Below are 18,571 nucleotides of genomic sequence, written 5' to 3'. Positions count from 1 at the left end.
CTAAAACAAATCATCGGGAACCCGCGCTGGAGCCTCCCTATCCGCCTTCAAAAAGTATTCATATCTGCCGAATCTCGCCAGCGCCTCTTGGTCGGGCAGCCATACCCATTCGTCGATTTCGGTCTGGCAGCGGTGGGCACGAAACGCGGCGAGCTTTGCTTCCAGATGAACATGCACGTCGACTTTAATGACATCCTTGCGGGAATACCCGTACCGCTCCGGACGCTTCATCGCGTCGCCGAACGTAATGAAATACAAAGCGCCCCGATGTCCTATTCGCCCAAACGCGGCCGTCGTCGCTTTTCCAATTGCGCAATGATCTGGATGTCCACCCAGCGTTTCGTGAAACGTAAGTACGACATCGGGATCCACTTCGTTAATGAGAGCCGCAATCCGTGCTGTCAGGCTATCCTCATCGGCAAACTCAACTGTTTTGTCGCGGATATCCAAAAATAGGAGCTGCCGAATGCCCAGGCTCTCGCAGGCCTGCCGTAGTTCCATTTCGCGTGCAGCCGCCATCGATTCCCGGTTGAGATAAGGTGGATTGCCCATGCGTCGTCCCATTTCACCCCGCGTGGCGCTCACCAGCGTAATGTCGACCCCCTCACTGGCATATTTGGCAAGGGTACCTCCACAAATAAACGACTCGTCGTCAGGATGGGCAAACACAGCTAGCAGCTTTTTGGCTTTATCGGTATTGTTCATTCTGGAAACGGCTCCTTTCCCAAGTGCAGAGCAACATTCATCCGACCTCTGTCATCATAGCCGGCTAGCAAAAGACGACCATTACCGTCTACCTCATAATGCGTCAGCGCCTCCATTCGCAGCCAGCCATGCCCATCGAATCGTAGAGCGGCACGAAAAGGGCCTTCCCCCGCTATAAAGACATGGGTAACCTTGACCTTGAAATTGCGAACGAAGACAAATGAAGTCGCTTCGCTGTGGATATAAGCGTCAGTCCCGACGAAGGCCTGAAGCTCGGCTTCTACTTTCGACCTGATTATTTTGATCATCACGTTAGGCTCTCTTTTCCGAAGGATTTAAATTGTGTTCCAATATCAGTTTTATTTAGTTTAACATACATCTAAAGTTCCATACCGCTATATCCATAGCACGATAACCTTTTAAATTACATTTAATTCCCTATAATAACAGTTTGATTCGGTTGATCCAAGCTTACCTTCGCCCCTAGCGCTTCACTAACAAATCGAACGGGAACCAGTGTCGTATCATTGTGTAAACGAGGGGACACATCCAATTGAATACTGCGTCTGATAAACCTAAGCTTCGAAGTCTTTTAAGATTCCTCAATGGGCTCAAATCAGTAATGTTATTGTGATCTAGAAATAAATATCTAACTTATTCAAACTAGAGAGAAAGTCTATATTCTCTAAGCGATTTGAACCAAGCGTTAAAAATGTTAATGAATCGAATTTACCAAGTAAAGTAAAATCTTTAACCGGATTAGCATCCAGAAAGAGAGTTGTTACTGAGGTTGTGGTAAAAATAAGGATAAACCGAGGGGCGGGTTGAAGAAATGATCGGAGCAGGCAAGCAAAGTTCAGTTTTCGGGAAGTATGATTCTATGTGAAATATCGTATAGAATCGTTCTCTTTTTCTCAATTAGATTTACTGTGTATGAATTATCAAATAGAATTATGGAATTTTCCGATTAAAGGATTATTCTGTATGATTTTTCGAGTATATCCTTCCTCATTAGGTTCAATATTAGTAATCCTATTATCATATAAAGAGAGATGTACTTGCCGATTCGGCATCTGCAACATTAACCTGGCCTATTAAATTCACACCTAAGAACTGAATGAAAATTAGAAAAGATATTATTGCTTTTGCTGTTATTCGCATGTTATGCCTCCGTGGTTTCCTGTACTTATTATTCGTTGAAATCGTTCAAAGAGTCGTTATTCTCCACGTGAAACCAGTCGAAATCGGCATACCCGCTTCCGCGAGCCTCGCCGAACTTAAGGCAAAACAGTCCGATCTTCGCGCCTACCCAGCCTCCCGGCACAGCGTCGAACGTGTCGCCCAGCGGCTCATACACCTCACCGTCGGAGCTATACTGGAATAAGCATTTCGCCTCTCGTACGATAATTACACGTAGATAAACAGTTGAAATATCCGCCGGTACCTCAGCATCCAACCGTTCCGTCGTCCCCTCCTTGCTTCCTTCACCACTTACAAGCACGATCCGCAGGCCTGCCTCGGACGACTCTAATGAGATGTATCTGTATTGATGCCCGAACACTGTAAGCCCGGAGCGTTCTATGCCTGACCCGGCATGCAGCGTCAGCTTCGTCGTCACCGTAAGCTCAGGCGCAGGCAGCTTTTGACATAAGACGTTAGGAGCTTCGTATAACGTCGATGCTCCTTGCGGCAGAGGATGAGCCATAAGCCGCAGCTGTCCGGGACTTGCCGTGAGTGAGAGCCATTCCGGCTTGCTGTTTCCTTGCCATTGCCACTGGAGACCAAGCGTCGAGTGGGCAAACTCGTCAGAAGTAGCAGGTACGGCAATAGGCCAACTGCTCCCCGTATTAGGCTTTCGATACTCGGATACCGGTTCGCCGATCCCGTCGCCGTTCGAATCGATACCCATCGTCGGCCAATCGTTCTCCCAGCCCATCGGCTGCAAATGAACAATGCGGCCATATGCCTCCCGATCCTGGAAATGCATGAACCACGACTCTCCCGAATCAAGCTCCACGTATCCGCCTTGATGAGGCCCGTTAACATCCGTATGGCCCTGATGCAGCACAATCTTATCTTCATAAGGGCCAAATATGCTTCGCGACCGCAATATCGTTTGCCAGCCTGTCTTAACACCGCCGGCTGGCGCGAAAATGTAATAATAGCCGCCCCGCTTGTAAAGCTTCGGTCCTTCCATGGTAGGATGATCCACTGTCCCGTCGAATACAATACTTCCGTCATCAAGCAGCGCCGTTCCGTCCGGTTTCATGCGGCACATGTTCAGCTTATGCTTGATGCCGCACCTGCTATTGGCAAACGCATGCACCAGATATGCATGTCCGTCTTCATCCCAGAACGGGCATGGATCGATCCAACCCTTTACGTCTTTCACCAGATGTAAGGGTGACCAAGGCCCTGCCGGGTTTTGCGCGGTCGTCATGAAAATCCCCTCGTCCGGAGCGCCGAAATAAATATAAAACGTCCCGTTGTGGTGACGGATGCTTGGTGCCCATACCCCGTCCCCGTGGCGAACGCGCCCTTCAAAGCCATCGGGCAATTGATCTATTACGTGCCCGATGAGCGTCCAGTTCACCAAATCATTCGAGTGTAGAATCGGTAAACCAGGTGTGCTGACGAAGCTCGAGGCTGTCATGTAGAAGTCGTTCCCGACCCGAACAATATCCAGATCCGAATAATCCGCGTACATAATCGGATTTCGGTAAAAGCCGTTGCCTAAGTCTGCGGTCCAAACGGACGATGGTATAGGTGTTATTTTCATTTTTGAAGATCCCCTTTTTGTAGTTTTGAGAGTTTTTAACGAATGTCATTGGCTGCAGAGGAACGAGCTCCCGAAATGTGTACGTTTCGTTTGTCAGCCGCCACTCCGGCTTCCTGTAGGCGGATCAGCTCCACCTGTTCGCATTGATGCAAGGTAATAAGCGAACCGTCTTTTACATGCAAGTCCATTTGCTCTAATACAAGCTGCTTCGCATAATGGCAGACTACTCCCCGGTCAGCTGCTGCCGTAACGTTATGGATGTACAGCCGTTCCAGCGGCATTTCAGGAAGGCCGTTGATAAGCAGCGCAGTTTTCGCGCCTGTGCAAACAACATCGATGATTTCGATACTGCGAAAAATCGGCGTTCCCTCGTTCACCGGCTGCATTTCATTTTGAGCGACACCTGAGCCTTCCTTCCCTTCGTAGAAGAGATTGAAAGAGATCGCTTCCATTGCAATGTCGATCATCCGAATACGCTCGATGGAAATATGCTCCACAATACCGCCCCGCCCGCGCGCGCTTTTGAAACGAAGGCCGATGTCGGTTCCGATAAATGTGCAGTCCGTCAAAGATACATATCTCACGCCCCCGGACATTTCACTTCCTATTGTAAACCCGCCGTGGCCATGGTAGACAACACAGTTCCTGATTGCCACGTACTCGCAAGGAAGACCTAGCTTGCGTCCAGTTTCATCCTTGCCGGATTTCAGGCATATCGCGTCATCGCCGACATCAAAGGTACAATGCTCCACGACCGCATACCGGCACGATTCCAGATCAAGACCGTCACCGTTCTGGCCATACCACGGATTACGCACGGTAACATTTCGGATCGTCACATGTTCGGAACCCCACGGATGCAAGCACCACGCCGCGGAATTTTGAAATGTAGGTCCGTCCAGCAGAATATGTCGGCATCTCCTAAAGCTAAGCAGGTTCGGCCGCAAATAATCACGGGCTGGTATATAAGCTGCCACATCCTTAACACCTTCCCGGCTTAGCCGATTGACCCATACGGCCCCTTGCATGGCTGCCTCCGACGGCCACCACATATCGCCTGCTTCATTCGTAACACCGCCGCTCTGGAGCAACTGCTTCCACTGAAGCTCCGCAATTTTCCACTTCTTTACCGGCCTCCACGCTTCTCCCCCGCCGTCAAACACACCTTTCCCTGTTATGGCAATATGGTCCTGTCCTTCCGCGTCCAAAGGCGATTGACAACGTACAGCGGTCAGTCCTTCATAGGTAGACGGAATAAGTGGATAGTCGGAGAACGTTTGACTGAATCGAACGACTGCGCCTTCCTCGGCATGAAGCTCCAATCGGCTCACCAGCGTCAGCGGCCCTGTCAGCCAAAGTCCGGCCGGAATGATCAGCTTTCCACCTCCCGCTTCCGCACAAGCTTGGATCGCTCGGTGGAACGCGTTGGTATTGTCCGTCAGTCCGTCGCCTACAGCTCCGAAATCGGTCAACCGGAATGTACGATCCGGAATGTCCGGCAGGAGCACCTCCGGCATGACCCAGTGCGGGATACCGTTCTCCTGTGTAAAATAAGTGCTGATCGGCAGGCCGGCGCGCATGAGCCCTTCACGCACAAGCAGCGCCATTTCACACGCTCCGCTTTCGTTAAAGTGCGTATTGTCTGTGCAACCGTCCGGGTAGTTCGGATGCTCGCCGGGACGAAGCCAGACGAATAACGATTTGGATTCGTCAGGACCGAGCGAAACGAGTTTCTCCTCGCTTAACGTGCACAAATCAATACAAGCGACACCTTCCCGTTGCGCTAATTGCCTGACAGCCTCTGGGTAATCGCCATGAGACTCGACGTATGTCCCCTCTTCGTCGAATTGACGCCGCTGCACCGGTGTAAGAAGAACCGGTGTAGCCCCCACGGACCTAGTAGCATTAATGTACGTTTGCAAGGTCATTTGATAGGTGCCAAAAGGCTCCGTCCGTCGCTCCGGTTCCGGCTTCTGATCGTTATGCCCGAACTGTATCAGCAGGTAGTCCCCTTCCTGCATCGCATCCGTTATTCGATTCAAATGACCTTCGTTGATAAAGCTCTTGGAGCTTCGCCCATTACGGGCTTCGTTGACAACAACGACGGAATCGTTGAAGTAACGCCCGATCATCTGTCCCCATCCGGCCATCGGCGACCGTTCTTGCGGATAAGAGGCTGCGGTGGAATCTCCTGCAATAAATAAGCGAATCGGTTTCATGATGGTACGCTCCCCGTATATAGGATTCAGTTGAATGACCCGCTGCGGGGTCGATCTAGAACCGATATGACTTCTATCTACAACCTAGCACAAAATAAACATACCTCTCCACACTAATGTTGCTGTATTTGCTCAACCTTTGCAATATTTGCTCTCATCGTTGGCATCAATCAGTAACGGTAGAACAAGGTTACTTTTTTGGGTGAATAAGATCATAGATCTTATCTGACTTTTGGTCTCTCATTCTCCTTTTTTCCCCAAAAGTCAAAGGGGGAAATACTATTCTGCGCGGCTTCGCTTTGAAAGTATTTCCCCCATGACCTATGAAATTTAGTAACTAGTTATTTGTTGTCATGCGGCACCGCAACCTCTGTAGTAGCCGTCGTTTGGTTTCCTGCGAGATCAGTAATCGTATAAGTAATCAGATAGATGCGACCTTGCCCATTGCCTGACCGCTCGGCACGCAGCTGAAACTCTGTATCGAAAGTTCCGATATCGGCGCCCACGATATCTCCCGCCGTATCTCCGTCACCCAAGCCGTCGTCAGACTCATTGCTCGTAATCGAGGTCAGCACGATCGTACTGACACCTGAGCCTTCATCCTGCCCATAGACACTTATCTGAACGGATACCAGACTGTGATTTGCAGGCGATAAAGACCGCTTATCCGGAATCAATGTCAATGTCGGCAATGTCGTATCGATGTTGCTAACGTTGGCCGTAGCCGTTCCTTGATTTCCTGCTTCATCCATAAATTCAAAGGTGAAGCTGCCATTGGCCGTGAATGTATAACTCGTGGAACCGCCATTATTGGTGATCGTAGCAGCTTCGCTTGGCGTAATAGTTGCAACTACAGCTTGGTTGGTCGACGCTGTCGTGCTGTAGGCCACTGTTGCCATAGGCGCGATTTTATCGATGTTGTACACAGCAGCTACAACCGAGCCTTGATTGCCCGCCGCATCAACAAACTCGAAAGTAAAGCTGCCATTGTCAGCAAACGTATAGCTGGTTGAACCGCCATTGTTGGTAACAGTTACAGCTTCGCTTGGCGTAATGGTTGCAACTACATCTTGGTTGGTCGGCAATGTCGTACTGTAGGCCACTGTTGCCGTAGGCGCAACTTTGTCGATGTGGACGGTAACAAAATCATTTTCAACATTTATCGGTTGTACAAGCACCCACATAAAATATAATGCTTTAGCTGCTTTCGCTCTTGTAACGCTCTTCTTCGGTTCAAGCTCTGTGCCGTTAATCATCTTGCCTCTGGCGATCCCCTTCTCCGAGCGGAAGAGACCCAATTCATATGCATCCTTAACCTTATTGACCAAAGCCGGCGATATATCGGCTGTATCCGTAAGCTGCTCGTAGGAAACAAGCGGATAGTACATAACACCTTTGGTGCCGGCATCCAGATTCGGATCATAGTTCGAGTCGCCAGGCACAGCGGTTGTGCCGTTATAATCGGTCATGTACTTCGGCTTCGCAGTGCCGAACTTGGCGCGATAGGCGTCATCCAGAATGGAGCCCATCACCTCTCGCGAAAGAATTCCGCTCGTAATTTCCGACGATGTCGATATATCCACGTCCATTAGCTCGCTGAGGGCGGTAATGAATTCGCCCGCCGTCATATTCACATCGGGATTAAAGTTTCCATTGCTATCCTTGTACATAACACCAAACTGAAGCATCTTCTCAATCTGATTCCGATAGTAAGAGCCTGCGCCGATCGTTGTATCCTTGGCCATTTCAGGGAAAATGTGCGCCCAATCATTTGATGCGACGGCATCCTTGACGTCTTGCTTCAGATAAGAAGCAATATCCGCGGCTTTCGGATCGCCTGCTGCTCCCTTGTTCGCGATGTCTGTAACGATGATCCGGGCAAATTGTTTCCCCAAAGCCTCCTTATAGTGAGTTCCGTCTACTTTGTTCGATGGATGTCCGTTGGCGTAGCTCCCATCGTTCGTTTTGCCGGGAGTTTCCCCCGCTTCAATGGACATGAAGATCGCGGTCGTCGCTTCGACTCCGATAGCGTTATAATACTTGAGGCTTTCCGAGTTCAGATCAACAACGGTGACTCCTAATTCCGCAGCTGCCTTTTGCATAATATCCGGGAACAGTCTGGTTTTAAAAGAGTTCGTATAGACAGATCCTGGCTGTGCGGCACCGTTGACTCTGGACATCGGCGTCACCAGTACGGGAATCATCCCGCGAGCCCGAATGGCAGGAACATACATATCCTTGATATAAGATTCATACATGGCTTCCGTAGCGCCTCTGCCGAATCGACGGTTCTCATCCGTACTTTCGTCATTATGACCGAACTGAACCAGCACGTAGTCTCCGACTTTTCCCGTCATCAGAATATCGTTAAATCGGCCTTCCGTATAAGCGCTCTTGAACGAACGTCCGCCCATCGAATAGTTAACGACATTCACTTTGCTCAAATCGAACATATTGTCAAATACCTGACCCCAGCCACTCATCGGCGTTTCGTCAAAGGTATAGGATTTGACCGTAGAATCCCCCAGCGTAAAAATCGTCTGAGAACTTCCAGCCGGGCGCGTTTGGGGCGCGATCGGTGTAAGAACGATTTCCTGTACGCCAACAGGCGTATTCACTTTGTTCGGTTCAATCTCGATATCAATAAAGCTCTGACCGTTGACAAAGTTGTAGGTCCATTCCTTACCGCTCGCAGTAATGAAATTACGTATAGGCACCAACCGGGCTGTATCCCAGAACCCGCCTCTTAGAAGCCGGCTTGATTGCATGCCCGAAACCGATACGGTTGTATCCGCAGCAGCGGAGGTTGTTTTAACGTAGACCTGGTACGCTCCCGGAGGAGCTTTGATTCGAAATGCCATGCCGTAATTGTTGTAGTTGTCCTTCTCAAAGCCTTTCTCTGCATAAAATTGCGGTTCGCTAATGGCAAAACCGGTTCCGTCCGAAGTAATTGGAGCCGTATGCACTTGTCTTGCCGGCAGCGCGCCGGTCTCGTTAACAAAGCCGTAGCCAACCGAAGAGTTGTACAGCGGAACATCGTTATTCAGACCGTAAACCACTGACGTGTATCCGTCTTTAGCTGTGTTGGTAAAATTAAATTTGTAGGTACTCTGTTCGACTTTGTCGGGTACATTCTGAATGAGATTAGCAATCACCATCAAATCCTGATTATCGATTTTTCCGTCCAAGTTGATGTCCCCCGCTTTGACCAAGTCCCAGTCGGAATCCGCGGATGATTTGCCGTACTGAGCAGCGATCCATCCCAAATCTGCGATCCCGATTTCCCCATCCTTGTTGACATCCATAGGATCATAATTGAAATTGACTGTGTTAGAGAAATTTTGAATCGCCTTATTCAGCTCAAGGGCAGCTTGATTGATCTCCTGCTGTGTCGATGCACCGTTGCTCTCAACCGCCTTGGCAGTCTGGATCGCCGATTGGAACGTTGCCTTCGCTCCAGACGGGTACTGCCCTGTGCCTGTTCCTTCCACTGCGGCGAGGACCGCAGCTTCCGCATTGACAATAATGAAGTGGAGAACCGATATATCCGCATTCACACTCCCTTTTATTGTGCTGCTCACCGTCGCGGACGGCGCGCTTTGACCATCCGTATTGTTTGCGGTCACCGTATAATAGTAGGTTTGGCCTGCTATTACGTTAACATCTAGATAGGTCGTGTCATATACGGGACCGGCGATCGCCGTAAAGCTGCCGTCACTTGTAGTGCTGCGTTGTACGTTGTAGTAGGCGGCTCCGGCAACGGGGCTCCAATTCAGCGTAATTGTCCCGTTGCCCGCCGTCGCGTTCATTCCTCCCGGGGCTGACAGTGCTTGTGGAGCTTCTTGTCCGGGCAGCATGCTGATTAACGTCGGCTCCCATCCGTCGGTTCCCGCCAATATTCGCTGCGGCGTATATTCATTGGCTTCACTAGCCGTTAATTGTCTGGTCCAGCTGAATCTGCCCTTCGCGTTGGCTCCCGGCCCGCTGCTGTTATACTCCCCGTATCTGGCCGTCGCTTCATTGCTGACACTGCCCCAGTTGTCCCAACCGACGGCTTTGATATGGGCGTCCATCCAGCTGTTGATATATTTCACATTGGCGTACGGCCTCCAGGGTCTGCCCAAATCGACGGTGCTGTTCGTTGCGCTGATATTGGCATCGATATCCCAAGAGGAATCCCAGCTTCCTACCGTTACGAAAGATTTTAATGCAGAAGTGCCTCGTGTCAATCTCGAGTTCAGGAACACATAACCGAATTCAGCTGTCGCATCCGTTGAAGCGGCTGTGACATGGCCTCCGGCCTTCCCTACGAATTTGATCTCCGAGCTGTCGAAGACCGCCTTCGCGTTGCCGAAGATATAATCGCCATCGCCTTCAATAATAACGTCCTTATAGTATTGTCTGCCGCTGTTCGCATAGAGAGTGTCCTGGAAGCCGAGCGCCTTCACGTTCGTAAATACGGCTCGGTCTCCTGTTACAGACAACGCAACGGCCGGTGCAACCAACGTTCTCGGGTACGCTGTATTTTGAATCGTCAAGCTGCCCGCCGTGAAATTGCTTCCGGTTACGCTGACCGAGTAGCTGTTGCCTGTTCCCAAAATGAGCGTTCCTGCAGGCAAAGCAGAGCAGAAACCCGCAGCCGCCGGAGTTCCGGTCGGGCTCTCCTTGCAGGCATAGTCGTCGTAGGTTAGGATCGTGCCGTCCCGGCTTTCGCCGACAAAGCTAACATAAGGCTTATTGACCAAGATTTTTTCCTTATACACGCCGTTCTTGATGAAAATAACGGTTCTGACCGTATTGTTCGATGCGATAGAATTTACCGCATCTTGAATAGAAGTGAAGTCTCCCGTACCGTCCTTCGCAACGACGATCATTGGCGCAGGCGTCGCAATGGCCGGCTTGCTGGTCGCACCCTCTCCATTTGCACTCGTAGCCGTCACAATATAGTAGTAGGTCGTACCGTTCAAAGCAGTGTTATCGTTGGCGTTTGTTCCGATCAAGCCTGCGCTCAAAACCGTATACGGTCCGGCAAACGAGGCCGCTCTCTTCACCGTATAGGAAGCCGCCCCCGGTACAGGATTCCACTGCAATGCCACTTTGTTATTGCCGGGGTTAACGGCAACTCCGTCTGGGGCGGCCGGCGCCCCTGCCGCTATGGAAGCAGGCGATGCGGCAACTTGTATGGAATTCATGCTTTCGAGCTGTCCGTTGGAAGCGGAAACCACATAATAATAGGTTGTTCCGTTGACCGCCGTTACATCCGTATAGCTCTCCGAGGCGACGTTAGCTGCGATCGTTGCGTAAGGGCCGCCGGAGTCTGTGCTGCGTTTCACGGTATAATAGGCTGCGCCGTTGACAGGCACCCAACTTATAGCAACCTGCGAATCGGCAATATTGGCAGTAACATTCGCAGGCGACGCAAACGGCGCTTCCAGCTTCGCAACAACAGGCGTGCTATCGTTGCCGGGCGTTCCATCGGGCGCTTGACTTGCCAATGTATAATAATAGGCCGTACCGTTCGTTAAGCCTGAATCATAGTAGCTTGTTTTCGTATACGGCAGCGTGCTTGAAAGGGTTGTATACGGTCCTTCCAAAGACGTACTGCGTTTCAACGTATACTGGCTTGCGCTTGAAACCTGGCTCCATGATAGGCTTACCGCTGAATCACGGGCGACAACGGCTATATTCGCCGGAGGCTGGGGCAACGCCGCAGATGCCGTAGGCGTTACGGGTTGCTCCACCGAATCGTTATTGCCGAATGTATTGACAGAGCTAATCTTATAGTAATAGGTCGTTTCATTCGTTACGGTCGAGTCGTAGTAATCCAATTGCGTCACAGGAAGTCCCGAAGCAATTGTCGTATACGGTCCGCCGGAAGTCGTGCCGCGCAGAATCGAATACGATTCCGCGTTTTTCGCAGCCTTCCATAACAATTTTACTTTGGAGGCGTAAGGCGTAAGGCTTCCCCAGACAGGCGCATCCGGCAGCGCATTCGGCTTGTAGACAATGATGTTATCCAGCAAAATATTTTGCGCTGTCGTGCCGCCGGTAGTTGCCGAATACGACTTGGCGACCGCATAATCCGTCGGCGCAGCACCGAGCGTTTTCAGCGAGAACGGTTGGCCCTCCAGCTTGCCGAGCATCGTTCCGTCGCTCATTTTGGTAACGTAGTAGTCGGCACGGAACGAAGTGAAGTTGACAACTGCCTTCAAATGGTACCATACCCCGTTCGAGACGCTGTTCGGTGTAATATTGGTAAAAGCTCCGGCGCTGTCCTTCCATGCGATTTTGCCGGTTTTGAGGTCAACTTGAATGATCGTATCCGTCGTACGGTTCGCATCATTGATCCCGCCGGACAAGGCCAGGACTGTTCGACCGCGGCTGATATCGTTCGTTCCGTTCGGGACCGTTGTGTCTCCGAAGAAATACATATCCTGCTCCATCGTCAAGATGCCTTCTTTAACATTTTGTCCCAATGATTTGGCTATGGCCGTAGAACCGCTACCGTCGCCGACAGTTAGGCCAAGCCCGCTCTTGCCGTCCAGGTCCCTGAGTAATAAAGCATCGGAGGTAACGGCTTCACCTCCGTCCATTCCGGTTTGGGCAATGCCAACCGAGCTGTTGGCACCGGTAATCGCAGGCGTATAACCCGCTACCGTCGTCATAGGGTTTGTCGTTTTCGTCACCGTCGCATCGGTTACCCCATTAAAATCGTCATTGATTAGCGCGGTATTCCCGGAAGGCACGGACACGGCAGCCGCTGCCTTGCTTTCTATTTGAGGAAAGGATGCCGTTAATAAAAGTGCTGCCAACCCAATTTTCAATAACCTATTCAACCAGACCACTTCCTTTTCATGTAACGTTATCGTTTACTTGGCAGAAGGAGCAACTTGTATGATGGATGGATTAGCCTGCAACACAGCAAAGCTTTGAGCCGCCCCGTTGGAGACTTTAAAGGAAGTGAAACTAAGCGTCGCTGCATCCATACCCGAGACCGGCTTCGCTTTAAACTTCAATTCCATAATATCGCCGTTGGAGGTTATGGCGTTGGAAGATCCCAGACTGGACGCGGTAATCCTCACCTGACCCGGAATGTCCGTTTTCTGAGCGATGATCTGGAAGCCCGGTTTGAGCGAATCGGCGGAAACAAATTCCACAGTGTTCGTCCCGAATTGCATGGTGAAATCCAATGCATACACCGACGAGTATGGGGAGGACGAAACATTGCTTAACCCTACCCGGTAGCTGAACTCCTGCCCCGAATATACGGTCGCAGGCCCGCTAAGCTTTGCGATCGGCAAGTCGGCAGGGATGCTCGTTTGGCCGATGATGAAAATATACATGCTTCCATGAACCCCGCTGCCGTCTTTTGCGGTCGCGACAACCTTGACTACACCGTTATTCTTCGCTGTCAGCAATCCGTCGGCGTCAATCGCCGCCCGGCTCGAAGACGTAATTCCGTCGCTTTCAAACACTTCCCAGGCAACCGACGGGTTTGTCGCATTGCCCGGAAGAACCAATGCCTGCAAGGACCGCGAGCCATTCTTCGACGTGATCGAGTTCATTCCGCCAGCCGCAATTACCGAGATGGATGACACCCGCGCGAGAGCAACCGGAGCTTTGTCAATCAATCCAATCGATTCTTTCGGATTCCAACCGTCGGAGCCGCCAAGAGTGGATGCTATGGTATATTGTGCCGCTTCTTCCGCTGTCAATTGTGTCGACCAATTGACACGCCCAGCCGGGTTGGCTCCCGGTCCGTAACTTAAGTATTCTGAAAAGCGGGCAGTCTTCGAACGGCCGGCAACCCATTCGTTCCAGCCTGTAGCCCGGATATGCTCCCCAAGGTAGTTATTGATATACGTCGTGCTGCCGTAATCTCTCCATGGTCTGCCGAGGTCTACAGTTCCGGCAGACGCATCTGCACTGGCAATCAGTTGATTGTTGATAAACACGTATCCCGGCTTACCCGTTTCCGTCGACGGCGCCGTCAAATAACCGGGGCCTACACTTTGAATGATGTTGTTCTCTAATACGGCCGCAGAGCTTCCGAAAATGAAGTCGACGGTTCCCTCGATGTGGCTGTTGACAAAATACTGCCGTCCTCTTTCGGTCTCCAGCGTATCCTGGTAACCTAACAGTTTCACGTTGCGGAAAATCCCCCGGTCGCCTTCCGCATAGAGCGCGACGGCTTGCCCTGCAGTCCGTCCGGCATTGTTCTGAACCGTCATATTTTCCAGCGTAAAGTCAGTTCCCGACGTCCTCAGCGTATAGCTGTTGCTTGTACCGAGCGGCTGTCCGTTCGGACCGATCGTGCTTGCGGAATCTCCATTGACAAGCACAGTCTCTTCCCGGCTTTCCCCGATCATCGTGATCATTTTTTTCGTCAAAGGGACAAGCACTTTCTCGTTATAAATACCGTTCTTCACTTTGATGATCGTAAGCCTCGTGCTGTTGTCCGGAACGGCATTGACTGCATCCGCAATTTTTGTGAATTGCCCGCTTCCATCCTTGGCCACGGCGAACACGGCGCCCGGTACTGCCTTAACCGGCAAGGAATGATAGCTAAGACCTTTATCGTTGTGCGCCGCAACAGCGTAATAGTAAGCTGTATCATTGGCCAGCCCCTTATCGGTGAACGCCAGCCCAGCTACTTGATCAGCGATAACCGAGAACGGTCCGTTCTTGCCCGTTGAGCGAATCACCTGGTAATCGGCAGCCCCGCCGATCGCATTCCACCTCAATTGAACCTCCGTATCGCCCGGCTCCGCTATGACGCCATCCGGTACACCCGGCTGGCCGATATTCAGTACGGGACGAACCGCTGCAACGGCAGATTCCAGACCGATACCCGACTCGTTAGCGGCAGATACTTTGTAGTAATAAGGCTGACCGTTAACCAGCTTCGTGTCGGTATAATTCGTTCCCGTCACATCTGCAGCGAGAATCGTATATGGCCCCTCTATGCTCGTGGCCCGTTTCAGTGTATAACGGTTGGCTTGTGCAGCCGGGGTCCAGCTCAGCGTTACTTGGGCGTCACCCGCCTCCGCCGTCAAGCTAGGCGTACCAATCTGTGCAAGGGCAACACCGCTTATAGAAGCCGAATCTTCGCTTTCTCCCGCTACATTCGTAGCCGTTACAGCGTAATATTCGGTTATGCCATCCGGTACACCGCCCAGCCGATAAGCCAAGTCCGTAATATTGGAAGCGACGACCTCGAAGTGTCCCGACGGGCTGGCCGCTTTTTTCACCGTATAGAAGTTGACATTGTCCACGGCGTTCCAGCTCAAATCTAATTGCGAATCCCGGCTCACCGTTTTCAGTCCTATAGGCGCCACGGGCTTTATAGCGGATGCTGACGGGGTTACTTGCACCTGATTGGAAGTAGCAGATTCCCCGCCAACTCCGTTGGCCGTAACGACGTAGTAATACGTCTTCTCGTTCGTTACTGTGTTATCGATAAACGAAGCTGTCTGCAATTCAGATTGGATGGTTGTATAAGGGCCTCCATCCGTTTCGCTTCGCTTCACATTGTACGAGGTCGCCCCTTGTACATCCGGCCATTTCAATTCAACAGCCCCATTGCCCGGTACCGCAACCAACCCCTTTGGAGAAGCTACCGGCTCCACATACACCTTCACGTTATCCCAATAGGGGCTGCCCGATCCGCTTCCCGGTGTGGAGAAATGAATACGGCCAATTCCCTTTGCTTGTGTATCGGCTAGCGCCGTGCTGAGGAAATCAATTTCCGGAGTCACCGCCGGAACATTATCCACATAAATCTTTGCTTTGCCCGTTTGAACGTTCGCTTCAATCTTGAAATTGATCCAACGGTTCAATGGCGGCAGCTCATTTGTCACCTTGATGTACGTGCTGCCATTGTTGATGACGAACACATTATTGGTTCCATCCGCTTTACGGATTTCCAAAGACAAAGGCGTCTTACCGCCATCCGGTGTTTGCAGCTGGAGCAGGCCGGCAGAGCCGATCATCGATTGCTGCATGTAATCCGCTTCGAGGATGACTGTACCCTTTTGCGGTGTAAAGGTCTTAGCTGCCCTCGTGTTTACCGAGCCTGTATCAAAAAGCTGCATAACTTTGTCCGAGCTGTTTCCTGTACTCGTCCCCGGAACTGCCTGTGTAATGACTTTATTCGTGGCTGTCGCCGGAATTGGATTGACCAAGGTATATCCAGCAGGCATCTCTCCAATGGTATCTCCTTCAAAATTGTCCTGAGCGAGCCAAATGACCTCGGAAGCGCCTTCAGGAGTCACGCTTGCCTCCTTCGAATCGAAGCTTTCTCCACTCGCGTTTATCGAACTAATGACATAGTAATACGTTTTGCCAGACACCAGTTTCGTATCGGTAAAGGACGAGGACGCCACATTTGACTTAATCGTCGTGTAAGGTCCTTCCGGAACATCGCTTCGCTTGATGTTATAGCCGGTTGCCACGCTTACCGGGGACCAGGTCAGCACCGCGCTATTATCTCCTGCCGTTGCCGTCAGCGTCTGCGGAGGCGTCGGAAAATCTGCGGCCAACGTATGAATTTCCACGCCGCTGAATAGAGAAGTGTTGTATTTATTCACATCGTCGATCGTTTTGGAGGCGTCCGCCGCTAATCCGATATAGACGGTTTCCGGCATCGGAATGTTAAGAGATGAGACTTGCCTCCAGTTCGTCTTGTCTGCGGATATTAGTCCTGTCAACTGGCTGCCGATTCGAACGAGCTTTACCCAATAAGGCGTCGCTATGAAATCGTCCGGCTCCGCTCGTACTGAATCTTCTCCTGCTGCCGAGCGGCTGATCATGACGCCTTTCTTTCCAAATTTGACATAAGAAGTCGCAAGCAATGCCATCTTGGACGAAGGGTCCATCGTTTCACGAACCATGACCCCCGCTTCGGCATTGTCGTCCGTAGCCGTTACATGGTCGACCCGGGCGATAATTTCGCCGTTGCCTGTTAATGTTTGATACGCGTAGTGGAATGCGTCGGCGGTACCGCCGATATCCCCCGCAGATTTGACTGTTACCGTCTGAGCGTCGCCTTCCAGCTGTGTATGGCCCGGGATGCCTACAGATCCGATATCTTGCGATTGCCACGGAACGATCGGACCGGTTTTGTTGACGTGAACGGCAACATTGTCCGATTGCGTCGATAGTCCTGCTTTGTCCGTTGCGCTAACGACCAGGAAATGGGTGCCGTCGGCCACATTGTTCCAATCAAAGCTGTACGGAGCAGTTGTATCCTCCGCTATGACAACGCCGTCAACAATCAATTCGGCTTTGGCAATTCCGTCGCTGTCGGAAGCGACAGCATCCACGGTCATATTGCTTCCGACATCTTTCAAGGTATTGTTAACGGGGGAAGTAATCGCGACAACAGGATTATCCGTATTTTTGTTGCCCGCGCTTCCTTTCACAATCAAGTCGTTTAGATACACCTCAAGATTCGTATATCCTTCCGAAGACAAATTCATACCATTTCGATCGTCCAAGTTTGCAGGGGACAAGCCCTTTTCCAATTCCCAAGCATCATCCATGCCGTCATGATCCTGATCGACTGCATTGGAGATAACTGCCGGATAATCGGGATATCCACCCACTTCGAGGGGGGAATTCATATGCCGGCCGGTTCTGTTTTTCACGTCACCCACGATTCGGGCATCGATCGCATCTCGCTTCGGCAAAGTCGCCCCCGCATCCGAGAGAACATGATTGTACGCGTCCTGAGCAGATTCAGGCGTGTAGCCCCCGGCAACCTGTGCAGGCTCAGACAGCTTCAAGGAAGGGTCCTGCACGCTTGTCACGCCAAGCCAGTTGTCCGATGTGACCGCAGCGTCGCCATCCATAATATTTCCGCCTATGTACATCTTGCTCGGTGAAAGGAGTTCATCGAACAATTGATTACGCACATCATAATAAGTGTTTGCACCATATTTATAATAGTTGTTATTCAAGTTGTACAGCCCTTCGCCGCCGGTGCCGTATGAGGATTTCAGGCCCCAATTGTAAATCACGTTGTTGGTCAACTCAAGAATGTCATATTCTCTCTTGACCGTCGGGAATCTCGGATTACGGCTGAAGTTGTTTGCAACAAGGTTATGAAGGAAGCTTGCATTGTTTCCTCCCCAGATGCCGCCGTAGCCGTGCCTCCCCTTTTGGTGTGTCGTCATCAGCATGCTTTCCTCGGCAATCGACCACTGCACCGTCGTGTTCTGATTGTCGTAAAGGCTTAGCACCTCATCGACCGACCAGCTGAAGGAGCAGTGGTCGACAATGATGTTTTTGTGATAGCGAAACCCGAAAGCATCGTCCTCGCTGGGAACACGGTCGCCCAAGCGGAAACGCATATACCGGACAATGACATTATCCGCCTCGACGGTCGTCGTGTAATCGGTTACAGTAATGCCGTCGCCGGGGGCGGTTTGTCCTGCAATGGTCAAGTTCGAGCCTGTAATTTTTAGGCTTTCCTTCAATCGAATCGTACCTCCGACGCGGAAGACGATCGTCCGGTTGCTCTGGCTTACAGCGTCTCGCAGAGAGCCGGGAATTGGCGTTTCATTGATCTTATAATCCGCGAGTGTAGTAATCTCATATACCGCTTGACCGCGGCCGCCGGTCACATATTTGCCTCCACCTTCGGCGCCTGGGAATGCCGGCAGCGAATCGACTGCTGCTTCAGCGTGAGCGCTTACAGGAATGGATGCGGCAAGCAAAGCTGCAACAAGAATTTGTGAAAACCATTTCTTCATAACGTGCCTCCTTAGAGTTTTGTAGAGCAAAACTGGCTTCGTAACCATATGCTAATCGATGAATAGGATCAGGAATGTTCCCCGATCAGGGTTCAGGGAACATTCCTGTCTTC

At 51.2% G+C, this 18,571-nt stretch carries 7 protein-coding genes and 1 pseudogene; all 8 read right to left on the bottom strand.

What is annotated here, in order from left to right; genetic code table 11:
• The 8 genes and pseudogenes from ASG93_RS08570 to ASG93_RS35725 all read right to left on the bottom strand — a co-directional run bounded on the left by ASG93_RS08570 (nucleotide 1) and on the right by ASG93_RS35725 (nucleotide 18,458).
• On the bottom strand, nucleotides 1-705 hold the full coding sequence (locus ASG93_RS08570) for a PIG-L family deacetylase (protein ID WP_056830841.1): 705 nt from the start codon (nucleotides 703-705) through the stop codon (nucleotides 1-3).
• On the bottom strand, nucleotides 702-1,013 hold the full coding sequence (locus tag ASG93_RS08565) for a DUF1806 family protein (RefSeq protein WP_056830839.1): 312 nt from the start codon (nucleotides 1,011-1,013) through the stop codon (nucleotides 702-704). Before ASG93_RS08565 ends, ASG93_RS08570 begins: the two co-directional genes overlap by 4 nt.
• Nucleotides 1,014-1,135: 122 nt before the next feature.
• On the bottom strand, nucleotides 1,136-1,258 hold the full coding sequence (locus ASG93_RS34000; protein WP_414858849.1) for a stalk domain-containing protein: 123 nt from the start codon (nucleotides 1,256-1,258) through the stop codon (nucleotides 1,136-1,138).
• A gap of 26 nt (nucleotides 1,259-1,284) precedes the next feature.
• Nucleotides 1,285-1,344 (bottom strand): annotated as a pseudogene (locus ASG93_RS37140) (hypothetical protein); the annotation flags it as partial.
• A gap of 550 nt (nucleotides 1,345-1,894) precedes the next feature.
• Complete coding sequence (locus tag ASG93_RS08560; RefSeq protein ID WP_056830837.1) at nucleotides 1,895-3,484, bottom strand: glycoside hydrolase 43 family protein; 1,590 nt, start codon at nucleotides 3,482-3,484, stop codon at nucleotides 1,895-1,897.
• A gap of 35 nt (nucleotides 3,485-3,519) precedes the next feature.
• Complete coding sequence (locus tag ASG93_RS36935) at nucleotides 3,520-5,703, bottom strand: glycosyl hydrolase family 28 protein (RefSeq protein ID WP_056830835.1); 2,184 nt, start codon at nucleotides 5,701-5,703, stop codon at nucleotides 3,520-3,522.
• 341 nt (nucleotides 5,704-6,044) lie between these two features.
• Entirely contained in the window at nucleotides 6,045-12,539 is a 6,495-nt protein-coding gene (locus ASG93_RS36255) for a pectinesterase family protein (RefSeq protein WP_056830833.1), read from the bottom strand.
• A 33-nt stretch (nucleotides 12,540-12,572) separates the two neighbouring features.
• Nucleotides 12,573-18,458 (bottom strand): pectinesterase family protein, encoded by a 5,886-nt coding sequence (locus ASG93_RS35725; RefSeq protein WP_063891813.1) that lies wholly within the window; start codon nucleotides 18,456-18,458, stop codon nucleotides 12,573-12,575.
• Between the last annotated feature and the right edge of the window lie 113 nt (nucleotides 18,459-18,571).

Origin of the sequence: Paenibacillus sp. Soil787, from assembly GCF_001429545.1 — a bacterium.
Taxonomy (GTDB): domain Bacteria; phylum Bacillota; class Bacilli; order Paenibacillales; family NBRC-103111; genus Paenibacillus_E.
This window is presented reverse-complemented; position numbering and strand designations above follow the sequence as displayed.

Bases quoted from the DNA above. Each gene is read 5' to 3' on its own strand.
- ASG93_RS08560 (WP_056830837.1), bottom strand. From the start codon at position 3,484: ATGAAAATAACACCTATACCATCGTCCGTTTGGACCGCAGACTTAGGC.
- ASG93_RS08565 (WP_056830839.1), bottom strand. From the start codon at position 1,013: ATGATCAAAATAATCAGGTCGAAAGTAGAAGCCGAGCTTCAGGCCTTC.
- ASG93_RS35725 (WP_063891813.1), bottom strand. From the start codon at position 18,458: ATGAAGAAATGGTTTTCACAAATTCTTGTTGCAGCTTTGCTTGCCGCA.
- ASG93_RS08570 (WP_056830841.1), bottom strand. From the start codon at position 705: ATGAACAATACCGATAAAGCCAAAAAGCTGCTAGCTGTGTTTGCCCAT.
- ASG93_RS36935 (WP_056830835.1), bottom strand. From the start codon at position 5,703: ATGAAACCGATTCGCTTATTTATTGCAGGAGATTCCACCGCAGCCTCT.